This is a genomic window from Aeromonas tecta, assembly GCF_000820185.1.
In the GTDB taxonomy this organism is placed as follows: Bacteria; Pseudomonadota; Gammaproteobacteria; order Enterobacterales; family Aeromonadaceae; genus Aeromonas; species Aeromonas tecta.
Map to the genome: position 1 here is coordinate 1 of NZ_CDCA01000027.1, position 19,738 is coordinate 19,738.

Annotated in this window: 14 protein-coding genes and 1 tRNA gene; 4 read left to right on the forward strand and 11 right to left on the reverse strand. The window is 60.5% G+C overall.

The window, feature by feature from the left end; translation table 11 throughout:
* The 3 genes from BN1137_RS11335 to BN1137_RS11345 form a co-directional block, all read right to left on the reverse strand.
* On the reverse strand, positions 1-2,900 hold a 2,900-nt coding region (locus BN1137_RS11335; RefSeq protein WP_232306934.1), incomplete at its 3' end, for a glycosyltransferase family 2 protein.
* Positions 2,901-3,405: 505 nt separating this feature from the next.
* Positions 3,406-3,786 carry a VOC family protein gene (locus BN1137_RS11340; protein ID WP_050718716.1) on the reverse strand — a complete coding sequence of 127 codons (381 nt, stop codon included), beginning with the start codon at positions 3,784-3,786 and terminating at the stop codon, positions 3,406-3,408.
* 134 nt (positions 3,787-3,920) lie between these two features.
* Positions 3,921-4,097, reverse strand: a complete 177-nt coding sequence (locus tag BN1137_RS11345; protein ID WP_231553657.1) for a glycine zipper 2TM domain-containing protein — start codon at positions 4,095-4,097, stop codon at positions 3,921-3,923.
* Between the two features lie 476 nt (positions 4,098-4,573).
* Here BN1137_RS11345 and BN1137_RS22725 point away from each other — a divergent pair, with 476 nt between their 5' ends.
* Positions 4,574-4,894: an SOS response-associated peptidase family protein gene (locus tag BN1137_RS22725; RefSeq protein ID WP_050718718.1), complete on the forward strand. Its 321-nt coding sequence runs from the start codon at positions 4,574-4,576 to the stop codon at positions 4,892-4,894.
* Between the two features lie 386 nt (positions 4,895-5,280).
* Here BN1137_RS22725 and BN1137_RS11355 read toward each other — a convergent pair.
* Positions 5,281-5,356: transfer RNA gene (locus BN1137_RS11355), tRNA-Thr, on the reverse strand.
* Positions 5,357-5,442: 86 nt separating this feature from the next.
* A complete protein-coding gene (locus BN1137_RS11360) occupies positions 5,443-6,183 on the reverse strand; it encodes a phosphatase (protein WP_050718719.1) in 741 nt (246 codons plus the stop codon).
* Positions 6,184-6,662: 479 nt separating this feature from the next.
* Between BN1137_RS11360 and BN1137_RS11365 the strand changes: the two genes are divergently transcribed.
* Together BN1137_RS11365 and BN1137_RS11370 are read left to right on the forward strand one after the other, a co-directional pair.
* Positions 6,663-7,316 carry a TetR family transcriptional repressor PsrA gene (locus BN1137_RS11365; RefSeq protein ID WP_050718720.1) on the forward strand — a complete coding sequence of 218 codons (654 nt, stop codon included), beginning with the start codon at positions 6,663-6,665 and terminating at the stop codon, positions 7,314-7,316.
* A gap of 47 nt (positions 7,317-7,363) precedes the next feature.
* Positions 7,364-9,688 carry an acyl-CoA dehydrogenase gene (locus BN1137_RS11370; RefSeq protein WP_050718721.1) on the forward strand — a complete coding sequence of 775 codons (2,325 nt, stop codon included), beginning with the start codon at positions 7,364-7,366 and terminating at the stop codon, positions 9,686-9,688.
* 336 nt (positions 9,689-10,024) lie between these two features.
* On the opposite strand, the gene pyk is transcribed toward BN1137_RS11370, so the two are convergent.
* Both pyk and BN1137_RS11380 read right to left on the reverse strand, forming a co-directional pair.
* On the reverse strand, positions 10,025-11,464 hold the full coding sequence (gene pyk, locus BN1137_RS11375) for a pyruvate kinase (protein WP_050718722.1): 1,440 nt from the start codon (positions 11,462-11,464) through the stop codon (positions 10,025-10,027).
* Positions 11,465-11,625: 161 nt separating this feature from the next.
* Positions 11,626-12,480 carry a MurR/RpiR family transcriptional regulator gene (locus BN1137_RS11380; RefSeq protein WP_170176012.1) on the reverse strand — a complete coding sequence of 285 codons (855 nt, stop codon included), beginning with the start codon at positions 12,478-12,480 and terminating at the stop codon, positions 11,626-11,628.
* Positions 12,481-12,827: 347 nt separating this feature from the next.
* Between BN1137_RS11380 and glk the strand changes: the two genes are divergently transcribed.
* Positions 12,828-13,796, forward strand: a complete 969-nt coding sequence (glk, locus tag BN1137_RS11385; RefSeq protein WP_050718723.1) for a glucokinase — start codon at positions 12,828-12,830, stop codon at positions 13,794-13,796.
* 208 nt (positions 13,797-14,004) lie between these two features.
* Here the strand turns inward: glk and BN1137_RS11390 are convergent, their stop codons facing one another.
* Genes BN1137_RS11390 through BN1137_RS11405 form a run of 4 tightly spaced genes read right to left on the reverse strand, consistent with a single transcriptional unit; the run spans position 14,005 to position 19,729 of the window.
* On the reverse strand, positions 14,005-16,104 hold the full coding sequence (locus tag BN1137_RS11390; RefSeq protein ID WP_050718724.1) for a site-2 protease family protein: 2,100 nt from the start codon (positions 16,102-16,104) through the stop codon (positions 14,005-14,007).
* Positions 16,104-17,444 carry an efflux RND transporter periplasmic adaptor subunit gene (locus BN1137_RS11395; protein WP_050718725.1) on the reverse strand — a complete coding sequence of 447 codons (1,341 nt, stop codon included), beginning with the start codon at positions 17,442-17,444 and terminating at the stop codon, positions 16,104-16,106. Before BN1137_RS11395 ends, BN1137_RS11390 begins: the two co-directional genes overlap by 1 nt.
* Positions 17,437-18,219 (reverse strand): efflux RND transporter periplasmic adaptor subunit, encoded by a 783-nt coding sequence (locus BN1137_RS11400; RefSeq protein WP_050718726.1) that lies wholly within the window; start codon positions 18,217-18,219, stop codon positions 17,437-17,439. The genes BN1137_RS11395 and BN1137_RS11400 overlap by 8 nt, the downstream gene beginning before the upstream one ends.
* Positions 18,203-19,729, reverse strand: coding sequence for a TolC family protein (locus BN1137_RS11405; RefSeq protein WP_050718727.1), 1,527 nt, complete (start codon positions 19,727-19,729; stop codon positions 18,203-18,205). Before BN1137_RS11405 ends, BN1137_RS11400 begins: the two co-directional genes overlap by 17 nt.
* Between the last annotated feature and the right edge of the window lie 9 nt (positions 19,730-19,738).

Consider the following 19,738-nt stretch of genomic DNA (forward strand, 5'->3'; position numbering starts at 1 on the left):
GTACTGAGCAGCGTCATGGCGCTCGCCCCCATCCCCAGCACCACCCCCGCCACCATCAGCCGATAAAACCCTGCGCAGGCCAGGCGGGGCGCCCCGGCAGTTTGCGCCGCCGTGGTCCACTCCAACAGGTGACGATGGGAGAAAGACAAGCGAAACAGGGTGCGCACTATGGCATCTGTCATGCGCCAGGCCTGATCGACCAGAAAGGCCAGGCTGAGCAGCAACTGCATGGCGGCACGTTGCAGGTTGTTGCCTATCTTGCCCAGGTGATGGCGCCATAAAATATCCCGTCTGTGGGGAAGCAGATCGAAGAGCAGCGGCACGAAGATCGGCAGCGCCAGCCCGGCAAGGAGCAGCAGCGTCGCCGTGATGCCGGTATCCAGTGGCAGTTGCCAGGCCGCGAGCAGCGCCAAAAAGGTGCTGGGGGGCAACAGCGAACGGCAGAGGTTATCAAACAGCTTCCAGCGTCCGACGAGGGGCAGGGCATCCGATCCGCGTCGGATATGGCAGATCCAGGTCAGCAGTTGCCAGTCGCCTCTTGTCCAGCGGTGTTGGCGCTTGACACTGACGTCATAGCGGGAGGGGAACTCCTCGACGACCTCGATATCGGTTGCCAGGCCTGCCCGTGCGAAAATCCCCTCGAACAGATCATGGCTCAGGTGGCTGTTCTCTGGCACACGCGCCTCCAGGGCGGCACCGAAGGCATCGACGTCGTAGATGCCTTTCCCGGTGAAAGAACCTTCGCCAAACAGGTCTTGATAGATGTCCGAGGAGGCGGCGGCGTAAGGGTCCATGCCACCGGGCCCTGAATAGATCCACTGGTAATAGGAGCCATCCTGTTCCATTGGCAACGAGGGGGTGACCCGTGGCTGGAGAATACCGTACCCCTGAGTGACGCGTTGGTGACCCGCATCCAGACAAGCCCGGTTGAGAGGGTGAGCCATCTTGGCAATCAGCCGGCTGGCGGTATCCCGGGGCAGGCGGGTGTCTGCATCCAGCGTAATCACATAGCGCACCGCGTCCGGGACTGCGGGTGGCTGCCCATCGGGTGCCATGAAGCTGGTATCGGTGGCGCCACGCAGCAAGCGGTTCAGTTCATGGAGTTTGCCCCGCTTGCGCTCCCACCCCATCCAGCAGCCCTCGCCTGGGTTGAACCTACGCTGGCGATGGAGCAACAGGAAACGCTCGCCAGCAGGCCCCGGGCCATGTTTGCGGTTCAACTCGGCAATGGCCTGACGGGTGTTGGCCAGCAGGGCGTCGTCATCGGGCATGCTCTCTTGGTCGGCATCCATACCATCACAGAGCAGGGCAAAAGTGAGGTCGCCACCGATCCCTGACAGATGATGCACCTCCAGTTGGGCGACCTGAGCCCGCATATCGGCCTGAGAGGTTAACAGGGTGGGGATGACCACCAGGGTACGCAAAGAGGAGGGCACTCCGTGGTGGAGATCCATGGCGGGTAAAGGCCTTGGCACCAGGTGACCGCCCAGGAGGCTGTTGATCAAGGCGATGGCCGCCCCCTGCGCGGGCAAGCCTGCGAACAGGATGAAGGGGATGAGCCAGAGGGAGTCGCGCTCCGGCCCCCTGAGGAGGCCATAGGTGAGTGCCAGCAAGGAGATCGTCAGCAGGGCGATGATGCCGATATAGCCCACAATGCCGAGTCTGGCGTGGATTCGGTGCAGGCGAAGCCTTGGTGGCGGGCGAAAATCCAGCGCGTTCTCCAATGCAAACCGCCCTTCGGCAACCAGGTGATAGCCGGGATCCTGTGCTCTTCGCTGGATGTCGTCCGGGGTGGCATGGGTCGCCTGCGTAGTGGCGGCCAAGACGCTGGCCGTGACGGCCAACTCGTCATGGGGAGAAAACCTGGCCAATTGCTCGATGGCACAGCGATAGAGATTGCGGGTGGCGAAATCCATGCTGGCAAAGTCACTGCCACTCCGTAGCTGCTGGTCTACCAGGCTCATCTCCTCAAACAGATCGCTCCAGTCGATGTCCGAGATGAGGCGCATGCTGGTGATGATGTTGCGGACAGTGACGTTAGAGGCCCCCTGTCGCTGTTGTGCATGTCTCACCACCTTTTCCACCGAGGATCCTTGCGCAGAGAGTCGCTCTTCCAGCCAGCCGAGGGCAGGGGTGGTCAATGGATCCTGATCCCGTAATTGTTTGGCCAACTGGGCGGCAAACAGCTCAGAGAGAGGGCTGTCGGCGCGTGCGGCAATATTTTCGTTTAGTGCGGATAAGGCGGAGGCAGAGACAAGGAGCCGTGAACAGAGCGCATCTGCATCGGCTCTGATGCGCCGTGCGAGCGTGATCTGCTCGGCGAGACGGCGCAGGTTCTCGATAAGGACGATCCTGAGGGTGATGGAGACGGCCCACAGCTCGCCTATGGTCAGTGGTTGTACCCGTTGATAAGCCTGGATGAAACGGCTCAGGATCTCGGGGTCGAAGTGACTGTCATTGTGTGCAACGAAAGCCCAAGCAATCCCGAAGACCCTGGGGTAACCGGCCAGTGGCCCTGCTGCCAGCTTTGGCAGTTGGCGGTAGTAAGCGCGGGGAAGACTGCTGCGGACCTCCTGGATCTGGGTTTCGACCAGGTGATAATTATCGAGGAACCACTCAGCCGCATGAGTCAGTTCGCGCCCCTGCTCCAGCTCGTCCGCGCTGGCTTGGTAGGCAGCGAGCAAGACAGTCTCATTTTCTTTCAAACGACGATGTAGCGGTTGCACCGCAATGGGCTGGGTCGTGACAGCTTGCGCTGCTGCCAACGTCATGGCGTGGAGTTCCAACCGCTCGATACCGAACAGCTCTTCACGGATTGGCACGTCATTCTGCCAAAGTGCTTGATGACCAAACAGCCTGGCGAGCCAGCTACTCATCGGGCTGCCCTTGAGGGCCATCATGAGACATCAATTCGCTCTGTTCCCGGTTTGAAATAGGCATGCTTGCTCCATTGTCTGCAGCTCGCTGAAGAGGCATGAAGGCTCATGATTTACCTGTCAAGGCATCATGAAGGGGCCAGGGACGGGCTCTCTTGCAATCGAAGTTTCTGCACATACGGAGACTATGAAGGGCTGGATGAGGGTTGTCGGTTCGCTAAGACACATATAAAAATGAATGACGGTAAGGGGCTATTTTTCTGCTGTCACTGTGTTCTGGTTTTTATTTATGCTGGTGGGTTGTGTGAATTGCCCCGGATTTTCTGCTCATGGCAGGCCCCTGCTGCCTATGGGAGGAATTCATTATATCCCTGACAAGATCTGAGCCAATGAAGCTAAAGAGGTAGTACCCCTTCACTGATCCGCAGAGTGTCAGCTGTCCTGTGGTAACAGGGCTGGTATCAGGCGCTCACCACGGTGGCCGATCACGCCGCTTGCTTAGGGTGGCGATATCAGGGGCAGGCCTTTGTCATATGGGCTTACCAGAGGCATGGCTGGAGAAGAGGGTGAGCAGATGGCCGGCGGGCTCGCGCAGGGTAAACAGCTCGTGGCCGATGGCGGGGCGAGCCTCTATGGGTGAGGGGGCCAGCCCCAGGGCGCTCAGGTGCCGGTGGGTCTCATGCAGATCGTCGACCATCAGATCGAAGGGGGCTGCTCTCGCCTCGATCTGGTCGCGGCGCATCAGCAGCAGGTGGGTGCCGCCGCGCATCTCCAGGACTGAGATCTCGGGTCCCTCGAAGAGGAGCCTCATGCCGAGTCGGCGCATAAAGCGGGTGGAGTCCTGCATCCGGTCGGTCGGCAATACGACATGGGCCACCCCTACAGGTGGTCTTTGATCATCCAGTCCCATCTGCACGCCTCCTGAAAAACCTGTCGGTGCCCGGCCCCGTCTTTCTCGACCCCACACCACATTATGGGATCGCGGCCCATGGATATAACAACGCCCGGTGAACCGGGCGTTGGGTGATGAGGGGCAAGGGAGTCCTACTTCTTGATTTCATGGCCAATTACGCCACCGACGACGGCCCCACCCACGGTACCAACCGCACTGCCTCCGGTCAGCACCGAACCTCCGACGGCGCCAATACCGGCCCCGATGGCGGTACTCTTGTCTTGTTGCGACATGCCGGAGCAAGCTGCCAAGCCAAACAGCATGACCATTGTCACAGCGCCTCGTGCTAAACCATGGATCTTCTTCATGGGATTACCTCTTGATACTGATCAATACGTCAGGGTGTCTTCAGTCATCGGCCATGAGGCTGCGACTGATCCCGACCCGGTCCCCAACGCGTAAGCCCGGATAGTTGTTGCTCGACGGCAGAGCTGGCGACATATCCAACGACTGCTCCATATATCAGACGGACGGCTCTGTTAGCCGCCGGTCTGTTATGGCGACCATCTTCCACCGGCTCCGCGAGCTTGTCTGTACGCTAACGCTTATAGGGGGCCTTTTTGATGCCACAGTGGCCGTTCCTCGCCGAGTGGTTGGGGACCGCGTTCATGGGCTGCGTTTGTTGCACCCCGCGCACTTTCCCAGCAGCTCCCCCTTTAGATGTGACAGAAGGGCAGCGATGAGGCGCTATGCGGGATGGTGCTGGCCAGATGGTGTAGTCGCTGTTTCAACGGAGGTGTCGCCCATGTACATCAACTACATCCCGACGACAAAAGCGGTACTGGAGGAATGCTTCGGCGGTGATGGCCCTGGTTACGATTGGGAAGAGGAGGTGTGGCAGGACTATCAGGCACCGATCCCGATCCAGCACGACGGCAAGCGACAGGTGCGGATCGCCAGCTATGGGCTGGTGCTGAAATGGAAGATCCCGTCCGGCGATAGGTATTATGCCACGATGAATACCAGTGCCGAGACAGTGGGTGAGAAGCCGACCTACTGCCGCGTCTGGCAGCATGGAAAGCTCTGTCTGGTGCCGATGCTCGGCTTCTTCGAGCCCTGCTACTAGAGTGGCAAGGCCGAGTGCGGGCGAATCAGCATGGTCGATGGCAGACCCTTTGTAGTTGCCGGCATCTGGTGAGCGTGGCAGGAGGAGCAGGGCTACACCTTCAGCATCTCCCAACTCACGATCAACACCGACACGCACCCGCTGCTGCGACGGATGCACAAGCCAGGGGATGAGAAGCGGAGTCTGGTGATAGTGCCCATGCAGGATTGCGACGCTTGGCTTGGGGTGCCGGGATCTTGAGCTGGTGCGAACCTGCCTGATTCAGCAGCCGACTGAACAACTGACAGGTATGCCGATGCCACTTGTACGCCGGGGCTGATGTTAGCCCGGTGTTAGCCCGTCTCAAAAATTAATAAGGCTCGCATCGCTGCGAGCCTTGCTATATCTGGTGCCGGTAAGAGGAGTCGAACCCCCGACCTTCGCATTACGAATGCGCTGCTCTACCAACTGAGCTATACCGGCCTTTTGCTAGATTCCCGAAAATAACGGGGCAAGTCAATGAGCCTGAGCCGGTTTTATGAATCAGCTCATGGAGTTACGGACACGGCTCAGAGATCGACAAACTCCGGAATATGGGCGCGTCCACGGCTCTCGAGGAATTCAAGCAGGGCGCGGGGGGAGCGCGCCAGGATCCGCTCCTCGGGGAAACCCGCCTCCGTCACCAGCCGGTGGCAGTGTTCGAAATCCCCAAGGCTGAAGGCGACATGGGAGTCGGAGCCGAAGGTGAGATAGGCACCCAGATCACGCGCCGCCTCGACGATGGCGCGGCAGTTGCCTTCGCTGCCGGGGCGGGAGTGGCTAAAGGAGGAATTGTTTATCTCCAGCGCGACTCTGTACTCGGCGGCGGCCTTGACCACGGCCTGGATATCGATGGGGAAGGCGGGGTTACCAGGGTGGCTAATCATGTCGACCCGGCCACTCTTGATGGCGTTGATCATGGCCTGGGTATGAGTGGCCTGATCGCAGGGAGGAAACACGGGCTCGTGGAACCCCGCCATGATCATGTCGAGCCGTGACTCGTAGCGCTCGGGGAAATCGATCTCGCCGGCGATGTTTTTGATGTTGGCCTCGATGCCACGCAGGATGCCGACCCCGTCGACCACTCTGGGCAGCACGTGCAGATTGACGAAGTGCCAGAAATGGGGGGCATCGGCCATGTCGGGGCCGTGATCCGTGGTGGCAAACAGCTTGATCCCCTTGGCCTTGGCGATCGGCAGATAATCATGAATGGTGCTGTAGGCGTGGGTGCTGGCGACGGTGTGCGTGTGGGTATCGACCGTATACTTCATCTTCTCTCCCCTCTGGCATGAGGCGCCAGCATAGCAAGATTGGCGGGGGCGGGCCATGTATGTGACTTGCCATACTTTGTCACAAATTCTGGTGGAACTGACAAAGTCTGGCCATCTTTGCCTGCGAGGATGAGCCCATCGATGCAAGCCTGAACTCTCATCGAGGGGTCGTAACTGGATGATTCGACCCGATTTCCCCACCGTCGCTCCCTGCGGCGGTTTTTTTTGGCTAAATTGCTTCGAAAAGAGCTGTCATCGTCCTTCGCCAGATAAAAAAATGCCCAACTAGCATGATGCAGGTTGGGCGAGACTTAATGTTTAATTGCAGTGGCATAGATATAGAGTTCAGATCCCCTGCTAAGTTCCCGCCTTGTTCCCTCTTTTTTGATTAAAACATTTCACCAACACCTGTTCACATTCCCTTGACATGTCTGGGCATGAAACGTACTTTTTAAACATTCGTTTAAGTGAGGTGTCCAGTGAGTAAAATCGATACCAAAAACCGTATTCTCGATGCCGCCGAGGTGTTGTTCGCCGAGCGGGGGTTTGCCGATACCTCTTTGCGTCTGATCACCAGTGAGGCCGATGTCAACCTGGCGTCGGTCAACTACCACTTCGGCTCCAAGAAAGAGCTGATTCAGGCGGTGCTCGATCGCTACCTTAGCCTGTTCATGCCGGAGCTGGATGAGCGCCTGCATACCCTGATGGCGCAGGAGCAGCTGAACCTGCTGCAGGTGTTCGAGAGTTTCGTCGATCCCCTGATGAAGCTGGTGGCGGTGCGCACCAACGGCCCGGCCATCTTCATGCAACTGCTGGGGCGTGGCTACATCGATAGCCAAGGCCACCTGCGCCGCTTCATCACCACCCATTATGGGCCGACCCTGCAGCGGATCACCCAGGCCATTTCCAAGGCCAACCCGGCCCTGTCGCCGGCAGACCTGTTCTGGCGCCTGCACTTCACCCTGGGCACAGTCGTGTTCACCATGGCGTCTGCCGATGCGCTGCGTGACATCGCCCAGGCCGACTTCGGTCAGCAACTCGATGTGGAAGGGTTGGTGCGCAACGTTATTCCTTATCTGGCGTCCGGTGTCGGTGCGCCCGTGGAGTCGACCAGGTTATCCCTGGCCGTGTAATAGCTAACAATAATCAACGGAAACAGTGAAATAAAAGGAACTTTCGTATGATCACATTGCTTGTCCTGCTGGTGCTGGCGATAGCCGTTGTGCTCGGCGTGCCCGCCATCCGTAAAAAGGTGGTAACCCGTCCCGTGTTCGGCATCTTCAAGAAGATCTTGCCGCCCCTGTCGGCCACCGAGCGGGAGGCCATGGAAGCCGGCTCCGTCTGGTGGGATGGCGAATTGTTCCGCGGCAACCCCGACTGGAAGAAACTGCATGGCTACGGCAAGGCGACCCTGAGCGCCGAGGAGCAGGCTTTCATCGACAATCAGGTCGAGACCCTGCTCGCCATGGTGGACGACTTCAAGATCGTCAACGAGACCAAGGATCTGCCCGAACCCGTGTGGGACTATCTGAAGAAGGAAGGTTTCTTCGCCCTGATCATCCCGAAATCCTACGGTGGTCGTGAGTTCTCCGCCATCGCCAACTCCACCATCGTTACCCGTATTGCGACCAAGAGCCTGAGCGTGGCGGTCACCGTCATGGTGCCGAACTCGCTCGGCCCGGGCGAGCTTTTGATGCACTACGGCACCCAGGCCCAGAAGGACTTCTGGCTGCCAGGTCTGGCCAATGGCAAAGAGGTGCCCTGTTTCGCCCTGACCGGCCCGGAAGCGGGCTCCGATGCTGGCGCCATCCCGGACAAGGGGATCGTCTGCAAGGGTATGTACAAGGGTGAAGAGGTGCTCGGCATCCGCCTGAACTGGAACAAGCGCTACATTACCCTGGCACCGCGTGCCACCGTGCTGGGGCTGGCGTTCAAGATGTACGATCCGGAGAAACTGCTGGGTGACAAGGAAGAGATCGGCATCACCTGCGCCCTGATCCCCACCAGCCATCCGGGTGTGCGGGTCGGCGATCGCCACTACCCCATGGGGCTGGCGTTCCTGAACGGTCCGACCTTCGGCAAGGATGTGTTCATTCCGCTGGACTGGATCATCGGTGGCCCAGAATACGCGGGGCGTGGCTGGCGCATGCTGGTCGAATGTCTCTCTGCCGGTCGCGGTATCTCCTTGCCTGCGCTCGGTACCGCCTGTGGTCACATGGCGAGCCGCACCGTCAGCGCCTATTCCTATGTGCGCAAGCAGTTCGGTATGTCCATAGGCAAGTTCGAAGGGGTGCAAGAGGCGCTGGCCCGCATCGGTGGCCTGACCTATCAGCTGGAAGGGGCCCGTCGCATGACCGCTGGCTCTCTGGACTTGGGCCAGGCACCGGCCATTGTCACGGCGATTTCCAAGTACCACATGACCGAAATGGCACGACAGATCATGGATGACTCCATGGACATCCACGCCGGTCGAGCCATTCAGCTCGGGCCGAAGAACTACACCGGTTACGCCTACATGGGCATTCCGGTCGCCATCACGGTGGAAGGGGCCAACATCCTGACCCGCAACCTGATGATATTCGGTCAGGGAGCGACCCGCTGTCACCCCTATGTATTTGCCGAGCTGGAAGCAGCGGCCGACACCGACGTGGAGCGCGGCCTCGAGAAGTTCGATGCGCTGCTGATGAAGCACGTTGCGTTCGGCACCGGCAACTTCTTCGGCGCCCTGTTCCAGGGGTTGACCCTGGGTCAGTTCAACGGCTCCCCGGTCGGCGGCGAGACGGCGCGTTACTACAAGCAGCTGTCACGCATGAGTAAAGGACTGGCGCTCTGTGCCGACGTCTCGATGCTGATGCTGGGTGGCGATCTCAAGCGAAAGGAGATGATCTCCGCCCGTCTGGGGGACGTGCTGAGTCACCTCTATCTGGCCTCCGCCACCCTCAAGCACTACGAGGATCAGGGCCGCATGGTCTCGGATCTGCCGTTCGTGCAGTACGCGGTGGAGCGCAATCTCTACCTGATTGGCAAGGCGTTCGAGGGCTTCTTCCAGAACTTCCCGAACAAGGTGATGGGCGCCGTGCTCAAGCGGGTGGTGTTCCCGTTCGGTGTCGGTTACCAGATGCCGGCGGACGATCGCTGCCACGCTATCTGCCACGCCATGATGAAGCCGGGCGAGTTCCGTGACCGTCTGACTGCCCTGTGCTATGTGGGCAAGGATGAGTCGGATCCTGTGGGTCAGATGGAGCGTGCTTTCCAGGCCATGGTGGCGGTACAGCCCATCGAGAAGAAGCTGGTGCAGGCCCAAAAAGAGGGCAAGCTGCCGCGCAAGATGGCACTGCCCGAGCTGGTAGCCGCCGCGCTGTCCCAGTCCATCCTGAGCAAGGATGAGGCCGACAAGCTGCTGGCCGCCGATGCGTTGCGCTACGAGGCCATTCAGGTGGATAACTTCGCCCCGGGTGAGCTGGAAGGACTGTCTCAACCAGCCCCGGCGGTACACGCTGCCTGAGTCTGAGTCTGAGTCTGAGTCTGAGTCTGAGTCTGAACTGAAAAAGCCGGCCCATGTGGCCGGTTTTTTTTATTGTTTAACCAAGCATCGCAACGTCGATTCATTCCCGTTCGATGCAATGCCTTCCCCCTTGGGCAGGAGGCAAAATTTTCACTGGCCGGGACCTGTCGGCAGATCACTTCGATCTTGGCCGCTGAGAGAACAAACCATGCTCCGCTGGGCGTGAGGAAGCCTAGACTTTGGGTTACAGGGTGAAGCTATTTCGCGGCTAAGACGGATCGAAAGTCATAAAAAATGGCTCCCGCAGGAGCCGTTTTTGTCGATGTTGATGGGCACTTACTCGACCATCATCACCTTGCAGGTGTTGGTACTGCCTACGATTTCCATCTTGTCGCCGTGAGTCAGCAGCACCATGTCGCCACTCTGGACCAGACCCTTGGCCTTGAGGGCATCCAGCGCCTCACGGCAGACCTCGTAGACCGGCTTGCTCTCGTCGCCGTCAAACAGCACAGGGGTGACGCCACGGTAGAGGTTGGTCCAGGCAAGTGTCTTGTTGTGGGGAGACATGGCGAAGATCGGCAGGCCGGAGCTGATGCGGGACATCAGCAGCGGGGTAGTGCCAGACTCGGTCAGTGCCACGATCGCCTTGACCCCTTCCAGATGGTTGGCGGCGTACATGGTGGACATGGCGACGGCTTCCTCCACCGAGGTGAAGGTGTAGCTCATGCGGTGGTTGGAGACATTCAGGCTAGGATGCTTCTCGGCGCCCACGCAGACGCTGGCCATGGAGGTGACGGTCTCGATGGGGAACTGGCCGGCGGCGGTTTCGGCGGAGAGCATCACAGCATCGGTACCATCCAGCACGGCGTTGGCCACATCCATGACTTCGGCACGGGTTGGCAGCGGGGCATTGATCATGGACTCCATCATCTGGGTCGCGGTGATAACCACCCGGTTCAGACGACGGGAGTGGCGGATCAGCTTCTTCTGCACGCCCACCAGCTCGGGGTCACCGATCTCGACCCCCAGATCGCCACGGGCCACCATGACGGCGTCGGAGCCGAGGATGATGTCTTCCATCGCTTCGTCGGTGGCGACGGTTTCGGCGCGCTCGACCTTGGCCACGATTTTGGCGTTGGAGCCGGCTTCGCGGGCCAGTTCACGGGCGTAGCGCAAGTCGTCACCATTGCGGGGGAAGGAGACGGCCAGGTAATCCACGTTCATGCGAGCCGCGGTCTTGATGTCTTCCTTGTCCTTCTCGGTCAGGGCCGGGGCGGAGAGACCGCCGCCTTTCTTGTTGATGCCCTTGTTGTTGGAGAGAGGGCCCGCCACGGTCACTGAGGTGTGAATGCGAGTGCCTTCGACCTGCTCGACTTTCAGCTGTACCCGACCGTCGTCCAGCAACAGGATGTCGCCGGGCACCACGTCGTTTGGCAGGCTCTTGTAGTCGATGCCGACCTGTTCCTGGCAGCCTTCGCCCTTGCCGAGCGCGGCATCGAGAATGAACTTGTCACCGATGGCCAGGTAGATTTTGCCATCTTTGAAGGTAGAAACACGGATCTTGGGGCCTTGCAGGTCACCCATGATGGCGACATGACGGCCGAGCTTGGCGGCGATTTCACGCACCTGAGTGGCGCGCAGGATATGATCTTCAGGAGTGCCGTGAGAGAAATTCATCCGCACCATGTCGGCACCGGCGCGGATGATCCCCTCGAGGATGCCGTCGCGATCGGTCGCCGGACCGAGTGTGGTTACAATCTTTGTACGTCTTGGCATGAAAGACTCCAATGTGAAGTTGATATGACTTGAAATACTGCCCCGTCAAGCGCGTAGCATGGCGCCTGCTTGAAGGCCATCTGAGTGGCCTTATGTTATTAAATTACAATACTACACCAAGCCTGGTGGCATAGACAGCCGGGGGCCAGGCCCCCGAAGGTTCAGGAATTATGCGGGGTATCAAAGCGGGATTCGCGCAAACCTTCTTTGACTTTCTTCAGGTTTTCGCGAAATTTCATGCCGCGGCGCAGGGTAAAACCGGTCGCCAGTACATCCACCAGTGCCAGCTGGGCGATGCGAGAGGCCATCGGCATGTAGACGTCGGTGTCTTCCGGCACATCCATGGAGAGCACCAGATTGCATTCGCGCGCCAGCGGGGAGTCCTTGGCAGTCATGCCAATGACGGTGGCGTCGTTTTCACGGGCTAGCGCCGCTATCTCGACCAGCGCCTTGGTGCGGCCGGTGTGGGAGATCAGCACCACCACATCCCCTTCGCTGCTGTTGATGCAGCTCATGCGCATCATGACGATGTCCTCGAAGCTCACCACCGGGATGTTGAAGCGGAAGAACTTGTTCTGGGCATCGCGCGCCACGGCGGAGGAGGCACCCAGGCCGAAGAAGCTGATCTTTTTGGACTGGGTCAGGATGTCGACGCAACGATTAATGGCGGAGATGTCCAGGCTGTTCTTGGCGGCATCGAGGCAGGCCATGGTGGACTCGAAGATCTTGGCGGTGTAGGTGTCAGGGCCGTCTTCTGCCTCTACATGGCGATTCACATAGGGCGTGCCATTGGCCAGGCTCTGGGCCAGGTGCAGCTTGAAGTCAGGGAAACCCTTGGTGTCGAGGCGGCGGCAGAAACGATTGACGGTCGGTTCACTGACGTCAGCCATCTTGGCGAGGGTGGCAATGCTGGAGTGAATGGCGGTCTGGGGTGACGCCAAGATAACTTCAGCCACCTTACGCTCTGATTTACTGAAACTTTCTAAATTGTTAGTGATTTTATCGAGGGTATTCATCATTACCACCAGGCATTTTTGTAATTTAACTTCAGTGTCTGTGTACTAAATTCACGGTCAAACAGGTTTCCAATCAACCTGATGACTATACAAGACAAGCTCTTATCGAAACTAATCTCGGCCCTGTAAAGTATGACTCATGTCTAATTATTTCGTCTTTTGGGTTACAAACTTTCATTCAGCCCCTGAAAACGCTTACAAATGTTGCAAAGCAACAACACTGTGAGCGGGCGCACAGTTGCATTCAACAAACAGACGAACAGGGGATGGGCTCGGGTAGAATCCTTGCCAAATAACAATGTCGGGACGGTAAGGGCCGCCCCGAGTCGGTAACGAAGGAGTTTGTTATGCAGCATACCCATGCGCTGGTCGGCGACGTCGGCGGCACCAACGCCAGGCTGGCCCTCTGTGAGCTGGCGACCGGCGCCATTTCCCAGGCAAAGACCTATTCCGGTCTGGCTCATCCCAGCTTGGAGGCGGTGATTAGCCTCTATCTGACAGAACATGGCGCCAAGGTTGGCGAGGCCTGTATCGCCATTGCCTGCCCGATCAACGGCGACTGGGTCGCCATGACCAATCACAGCTGGGAATTCTCCATCAGCGAGATGCAGGCCAACTTGGGGCTGACCCGGTTGCAGGTCATCAATGATTTCACCGCCGTCTCCATGGCCGTTCCCGTGCTGAAAGAGGGCGATCGCATCCAGCTGGGTGGCGCGGCGCCGGTGGCCGACAAACCCATCGCCATCTACGGGGCCGGCACTGGCCTCGGGGTGGCTCATCTGGTGCAGGCTGGCGAGCAGTGGCTCAGCCTGCCGGGTGAGGGCGGTCATGTGGACTTTGCCGCCAACAGCGAAGAAGAAGATGCGGTGCTGCAGGTGATGCGCGCCGAGCTCGGCCATGTCTCGGCGGAGCGGCTGCTGTCCGGCCCGGGTCTGGTCAACATCTACCGCGGCCTGGTGAAGTCCGATGGCCGTGAGCCAGAGGCGCTGGCACCCAAAGACATTACCGAGCAGGCGCTGGCCGGCTCTTGCCTCGATTGTCGCCGCACCTTAAGCCTGTTCTGCGTGCTGATGGGACGCTTTGCCGGCAATCTTGCGCTCAATCTGGGCACCTTCGGCGGCGTCTATATCGCCGGTGGCATAGTGCCCCGCTTCCAGGAGTTCTTCCTCGGATCAGGCTTTAGGGTATCGTTTGAAGATAAGGGGCGTTTCAAGTCTTACCTGAAAGACATCCCCGTGTTCCTCATTACTCACGAGGGACCGGGTCTGCTCGGGGCCGGGGCCTATCTGCGCCAGTCCCTCGGGATCCGGCTCTGATGTCGGGCAGAGAAAACGATTTCAGCTTGATTCAGCCCCAATTCAGTGACCCTGGTGTACTGTGATTGCACGTACTCAAGAGGGCGGGTCTTCATAAGGAATTGAAACCGGTTCTCATCCGCTGGGTGCGTTTGTCACCTGACAAGCCTGAACTGTTTCACCGGCCCTCGCGGCCGGTTTTTTTATGCCTGCACTTCATTCACCCGGCTTAGAAGCCACTCTCCCGCAATAGCACGGCGAGCAACTGAGTCGCACCTTCGGCCAGCAAACTGCGTCTACTTCCTTCCAGCACCAGCTTGCCCCTCGTCTCACGCAAACTGGCCGGAGCCTGCTCGAGCTGGACCCGCACCAGGAACAGGGGGTGAGTGGGTTGCAGATCCTCTCCCTGCGGGCTGGTGGCGATGGGGCCACCGAAGCGGGAGCTGAGCATAGGGTGTTTGAGTTTGCTGACCCGTGTGGTGCCCAGATCGACCAGGGTGCCATGCAGGGGGGCCGCGGCGCCGTCCGGATAGAAGCGCACCGGGTCGCCGACCCGCAGGCGCGCCATCTCATCTGCCGCCACGTAGGCATCGACCTGCCAGCGGGTTGGATCGATCAAGATACCTATGGGGTGCTGGCTGTTGAGCCACTGACCGGGCCGCTGCTCGGGATCCACATCCAGCCAGAGGCCGTCAAAAGGGGCCGCCAGTCTGAGCCTGTCTATCTCCGCCCGCGTCGCATTTGCCTCCCGATACTGCACCCTGAGCCGCTCCCTAGTGGCAATCTGTTCATTCAATCCGAAGGGATCGTCCAACATGCCGCCAAGGCGCGCGCCATAGCTCTGAATGCTCTGGGTATTGCCGAGCACCTTCCAGTCGAGATCGGGATCCACCAGTTGCAGCAAGGATTCCCCCGCCTCGACCGGCCCGGCGGCGCGCAGGCTCTCCAGGCGAGCGGGGAAGGGGGTGAATACCTGCAACTGTCGCTCGGCCCGGGCGACCCCGACCCCCTTGATCTGGCTGTGCCAGGGCAGGGCCAACAGCACCAGCAACATGAGCAGGCAGAAGACGAGAATAGTCCGGCGCGGGCGGGTGACCTTGGCACGGGCCTGCCACCAATGTTTCAACTCTCGCCAGACGGGAAGAACGATGAACCAGCTGATTTCGATCATGAACAGGAGGATCCCCAGCAGCTTGAAGAACAGAAAGTAGACGGCGACCGCGATGCCGAGGAATAGCACCAGGCGATACATCCAGGTGAGGATGGCAAAGCCGATGAGCGCCTGGCGTTGGCGCGCCGGGAAGGATTCCGGCCAGGGCTCCATCAGCCCGAGCAGCCGGCGACGCAGGGCTACCCTGGCCAGGGCCGAGGCGCGTTCGTGCAGGTTCGGGAAGTTGAGCAGATCCGAGAGGATGAAATAACCATCGAAGCGCATGAAGGGGCTGGCATTGAGGGCCAGTGACAGGATCCAGCTGGTGGTGGCGAGATAGAGCAGGCCATTGCGCAGCGGGCCATCCGCACAGAGCGCCCAGCCCAGGGTGGCCAGTCCGGCCAACGCCAGCTCGGTCAGGATGCCGGCACTGGCGATGGCGAGACGCTGCCTGGCCCGGGTCAGCTTCCAGCTCTCGCTGGTATCGGTGTAGAGCATGGGCCAGAGCACCACGAAGGCGATGCCCATATGGGCCACTCGCACTCCCTGTCGGGTAGCGACCAGTGCATGGCCCAGCTCGTGCAGCGTCTTGGCCAGGATCAGGGCGAGGGCGAAACTAAACAGGCCGTCGAGGGAGAAGGACTCCACCACCGCGTGGGTGAAGCCATCCCATTGTTGCACCGTGAGCAGGATTCCGAGCAGGCTGGCCCCCAGAATAAGCCAGGCGGTTAGGGGGCTAAACAACCAGTCGAGCCGCGCTGCCAACCGCTTAAGATGGGTTTGCGGGCGCAGCAGGGGAACACGGAAAAACAGGTAGTGGTGCAGCCACCAGTGTCCGGTCAGCCAGGCCTTGCCCTCACTCGCCTTGCGCAGTTTTTCCACCCCTTGCGGGCTGGGGCGTAGCAGTTGATGACGTTCGAGAAACTGGCAGAAGGCCAGGATCTGCTCAACCTCGGGGTGCAAGGTTGTCTCGCGCTCCAGCGTCTGTTGCAAGCGACGGGGTGTCTGCTCGGCCCAACGCACCAGACACTCGAATTCGAACCAGCCGATGCGATAGAAGCGATTGATCACCGTGTCCTGAATGAGCCAGGCGGGTTCGCCGTTGGGGGTTCTGTCTGCCGGACAGAGCCGCAGATCATCGCGCAGGCTCGGCAGAGGCAAGTCGGCAGGATCCAGCATCAGACGCCGCTCCAGGCTCGCAGGGCCGCCAAGGGGCGGCGCAGCAAGTAGTAGCCGAGCAGCACGCGCTCGCCATAGAGCTTGGCGGTGCCATGCAGGCCGAGACGGGCATGGGGCGGTGCCTCTTCTATGCTGGCGAGTAGCCGATAGGAGACCACGCCCTCGGCGCCGGGCTGAGCCTGATAGCTGGTCTCCAGGATCTTGCCGCGCAGAGGTTGCAGCGGATAGGCGCTGAGAAACAGGGTCACCTCGGCCCCGGGTTCGAGGGCGATGGCATCCGCCACCGGCAACTGAATGCGCATGGCGGGGCGTTGAGGATCGGCCAGTTGCATGATGCGCTCTCCCGTCACGACCGGTTTGCCGAGCCAGTCGTTGGCATCGCTGAACACGGCGACTCCGTCGGTGGGGGCGGTGACCTGGCTGCGGGAGAGTTGCAGTTCGACCCCCGCCAGCTCGGCCCGTTTTTGCTGGGCCCGGCCGGTGAGTAGGGTCAGCTCCCGTCGGCTCTGGGGATTGTCGAAGGTGCGCTGACTGGCGGCGAGCAATTCGGCGTCGGCGACGGCCACCTCCTGGGTGAGTACCTCGGCCCGGTTGCGCAGCGTGGTCTCATCGAGCCGAAACAGGGGATCGCCGGCCTTCACCTCCTGGTTGGGACGTACCTCCATCTGCTCGATGACGCCAGCTAGCGGGCTGCTGATCAGCTGACTGGTACGCGAAATCACTTCGGCCGGCGCCAGGGCGCTCTGACGAATGGGAATGAGCAGCATGACGGCGGCGGCCAGGGTCAGCAGAATGAGCTGGCGCCGACAGGGACGCCAGCTGAACAACTGTGGTTTATGGGTCAGGCTGTGCCAGCAGTAGGCCCAGGTCTGCCAGAGGCTTTGCAGCAGGGGCAGCAAGGCGGCTGGCGGCTCGGCCTCGCGCAGCAGGCAAAACAGGCCGAGCCGCTCACCATCCTCACGCTGGATGGGGACGCAAAACACCCCTTCCGGCCACCATTCAGTCCATCCTTCCACCAAGGCATCGGGGAGGTCCAGGGACTCCCGGGTCAGCCAGACAGGTTCACTGCCGCTGACCTGGCCATCGAGCCAGCGGCTCATGCTGGTCAGCCAGATGAGGTAGGGGGAATCTTCGCTCGGCTTTGCCAGACCCGAGACACAGAGCAGTTCCTGAGCCTGGCCATGGCGGGCGAACACCAGTGCTTGATGAAATGGCAAGAGTTGGTAGAGATCGTTGGCCATGGAGAAGGCGAGGGCATTGAGACTCCTGGCGGCCATGGCCCGATCGCGCAGGGCGTGCAGCGCCAGTAATAATTGAGGCGGTGGGAGCGATTCAGTCATGAGACTCCATGAGGCGGGCAACGCCACTCATGCCCGCGACCAGCTCGGGATAGGGGGCATCGAGTCTGGCTTCCAGTTCGACGGTTTGGGCCACGGCGTCGACTCGGGCATTGATCTGGCTGATCTTGGCCTGATAAGGCTTGCCCGTTTCGAGTACGTTGATCTCGAGGGCTTGTCCCTCCTGCAGTTCGGGCAGCAGCCGTGAGGGCACGTTGAGCCGCACCTTGAGCGGCCCGTCACTGACCAGATCAAACAGGGGGGTTCCGGCCGTCATGGTTTGATAGGGTTTGGCCTGCACCTGGGCGATGCGGCCGGCGAAGGGGGCGCGCACGTCACAGTAGCTGCTGCGTGCCCGGGCCAGAGCATCGGCCCCTTCGGCTTTTTGTACCCCGGTGGCGGCGATGGCTACTTCGAGATCGCCCACCGCATCGAGTTTGCGCAGATTGCGTTTGGCAGCGAGATCCTGGCGCGCCATCTGCAACTCGGCCCGCGCGACCCGGCTCTGCGCCTCTCCTTCCCGGCAGTCGAAGCGAGCCAGCAGAGCCCCCTTCTTGACCGGCTGACCGAGGCGGGCCTGCAGCTCGCCCAGGGTGCCGCTCATCTGGCTGGAGAGGGTCGTCTCCAGATTGGCGGTCAGCAAGATGCGGATGGCATTGGGATCATCCTGCAAGCCTTGCACCGTCGGTGCTGGCTGCAGCGCCGGGCTGGCCTGGACGGTCAGTGGCAAGAGCAGCAGCCACCATAGTTTGGCACGTACCTCAGTTGGCAAGGGCATAGGGCACCCCGCCATTGGAGGTCAGCAAAGCCTGGTTCTCCTGCTTCTTGATAGTGCGCTCGATGGCTTGCGCCAGGGTTGGGATATCGTGCTGGGCGATGGCCTCGGGTTGCACGTCAAGACCGACCGAGTTGTAGAGCCGGCCCCAGGCGGCCTGGGCCTGGGAGTAGGCGGCCTCGCGCTGATAGCGGGAGAGCAGATAGCGCCCTTCGCTGCGAATGACCTCGAGCTCTGAGCCCTGATCGCTGGTGCGAGCGGCCTGAGCATAGTGGAGCAGGCTCTCGTCGACCCGCAGGCTCTCGTCGGCGAAGGCAACCTCCTGGGCTGCCAGGTTGTAGCGCAACGCACCGACCCTCACTTGCGTCAGCACCGCCATGGAGAGGGCGACCCGACGAGTATCATCCGTGACCTTCTGTGACACCTCCATGTTCTGAATGGCGGGCAGGCGCAGGATCTTGAGCAGGTTGATGGAGACTTGCAGCCCGGTCTCGGACCAGTGGTTGTTGTACAGATATTGATTGGAGTCGTAGTTGTAGCCCCAATTCAGGCTCACATTGGGCCACAGTTCGGCCTTGGCTATCTTGATGTCCTGTTGGTTGACGCGCTTGCGATACCACTCCTCCATGATCTCGGGTCTATTCTCGAGCGCCATCTGCTCCATGTTGTCTATGGTCTGCGCCAATATTGGCAGCTGGGGCTCAGGGTTATCGGCCAGGGTCATCTTGCTGCCGGAGGGCAGGGACATGAGCGCGGCAAGTTCGGCGCGCGCAAATTCGAGATCCTGACGGCGCTGGTTGAGCAGGGAGACCGAGTCGATGAGGGCTCGCTGGTAGGCCAATGCCTGCTGGCGTGGCAGCAAGCCCTGGGTTTCGGCCTGACGGGCGGAGTCCAGTGCCAGTCGGGTTCTGGTCAGCAACTTGTCGACCTCGGGCAGCAGGCGCTGCGCCCCCAGCGCGCGCCAGTAAGCACTGCGCACATCCTGCAAGACGTTCTGGGCTACCTTGCGGCGCCGCTCCTCGGCCATTAACACCTGATCGCCTTTCTGCTGGTTGCGATAATAGGCGACGCCAAAATCGAGCAGACTCCAGCTCAGCCCCAGCCCGCTCAGGTCACGATAGCGTTCCTGAGAGGTCGAGGCGCGCAAGCTCTCTTCGCCATCCTCGATGCCGATCGAGGTGCCGCCGGAGTCGTTGCTGCGTCCGGCCAGCCCGGCCGAGGCGACCAGCTGGGGCAGCATCTCATGGCTGGAGAGATCCCGCAGATCGGCAGCCATGGCGCTTTCCATCAGTTTGAGGCGGTAGTCCAGGTTGTATTTGAGGGCCCTGGCCGCCGCCTCATAGAAGGTGATGGGGTGGGTCACGGGTTCTTGCTGATCGTACATCAGCTGGCGGTCGAAGCGGATCCGCTCAGCCTTGTCCTGCTCGGTGTAAGTTTCGGGCGGCAGGACACTGCAGGCACAGAGCAGCAGGCTGGAGGTCAAGGTCAGTGGTCGAAGAGCGAGTCTGGGCATTGTCTGTCC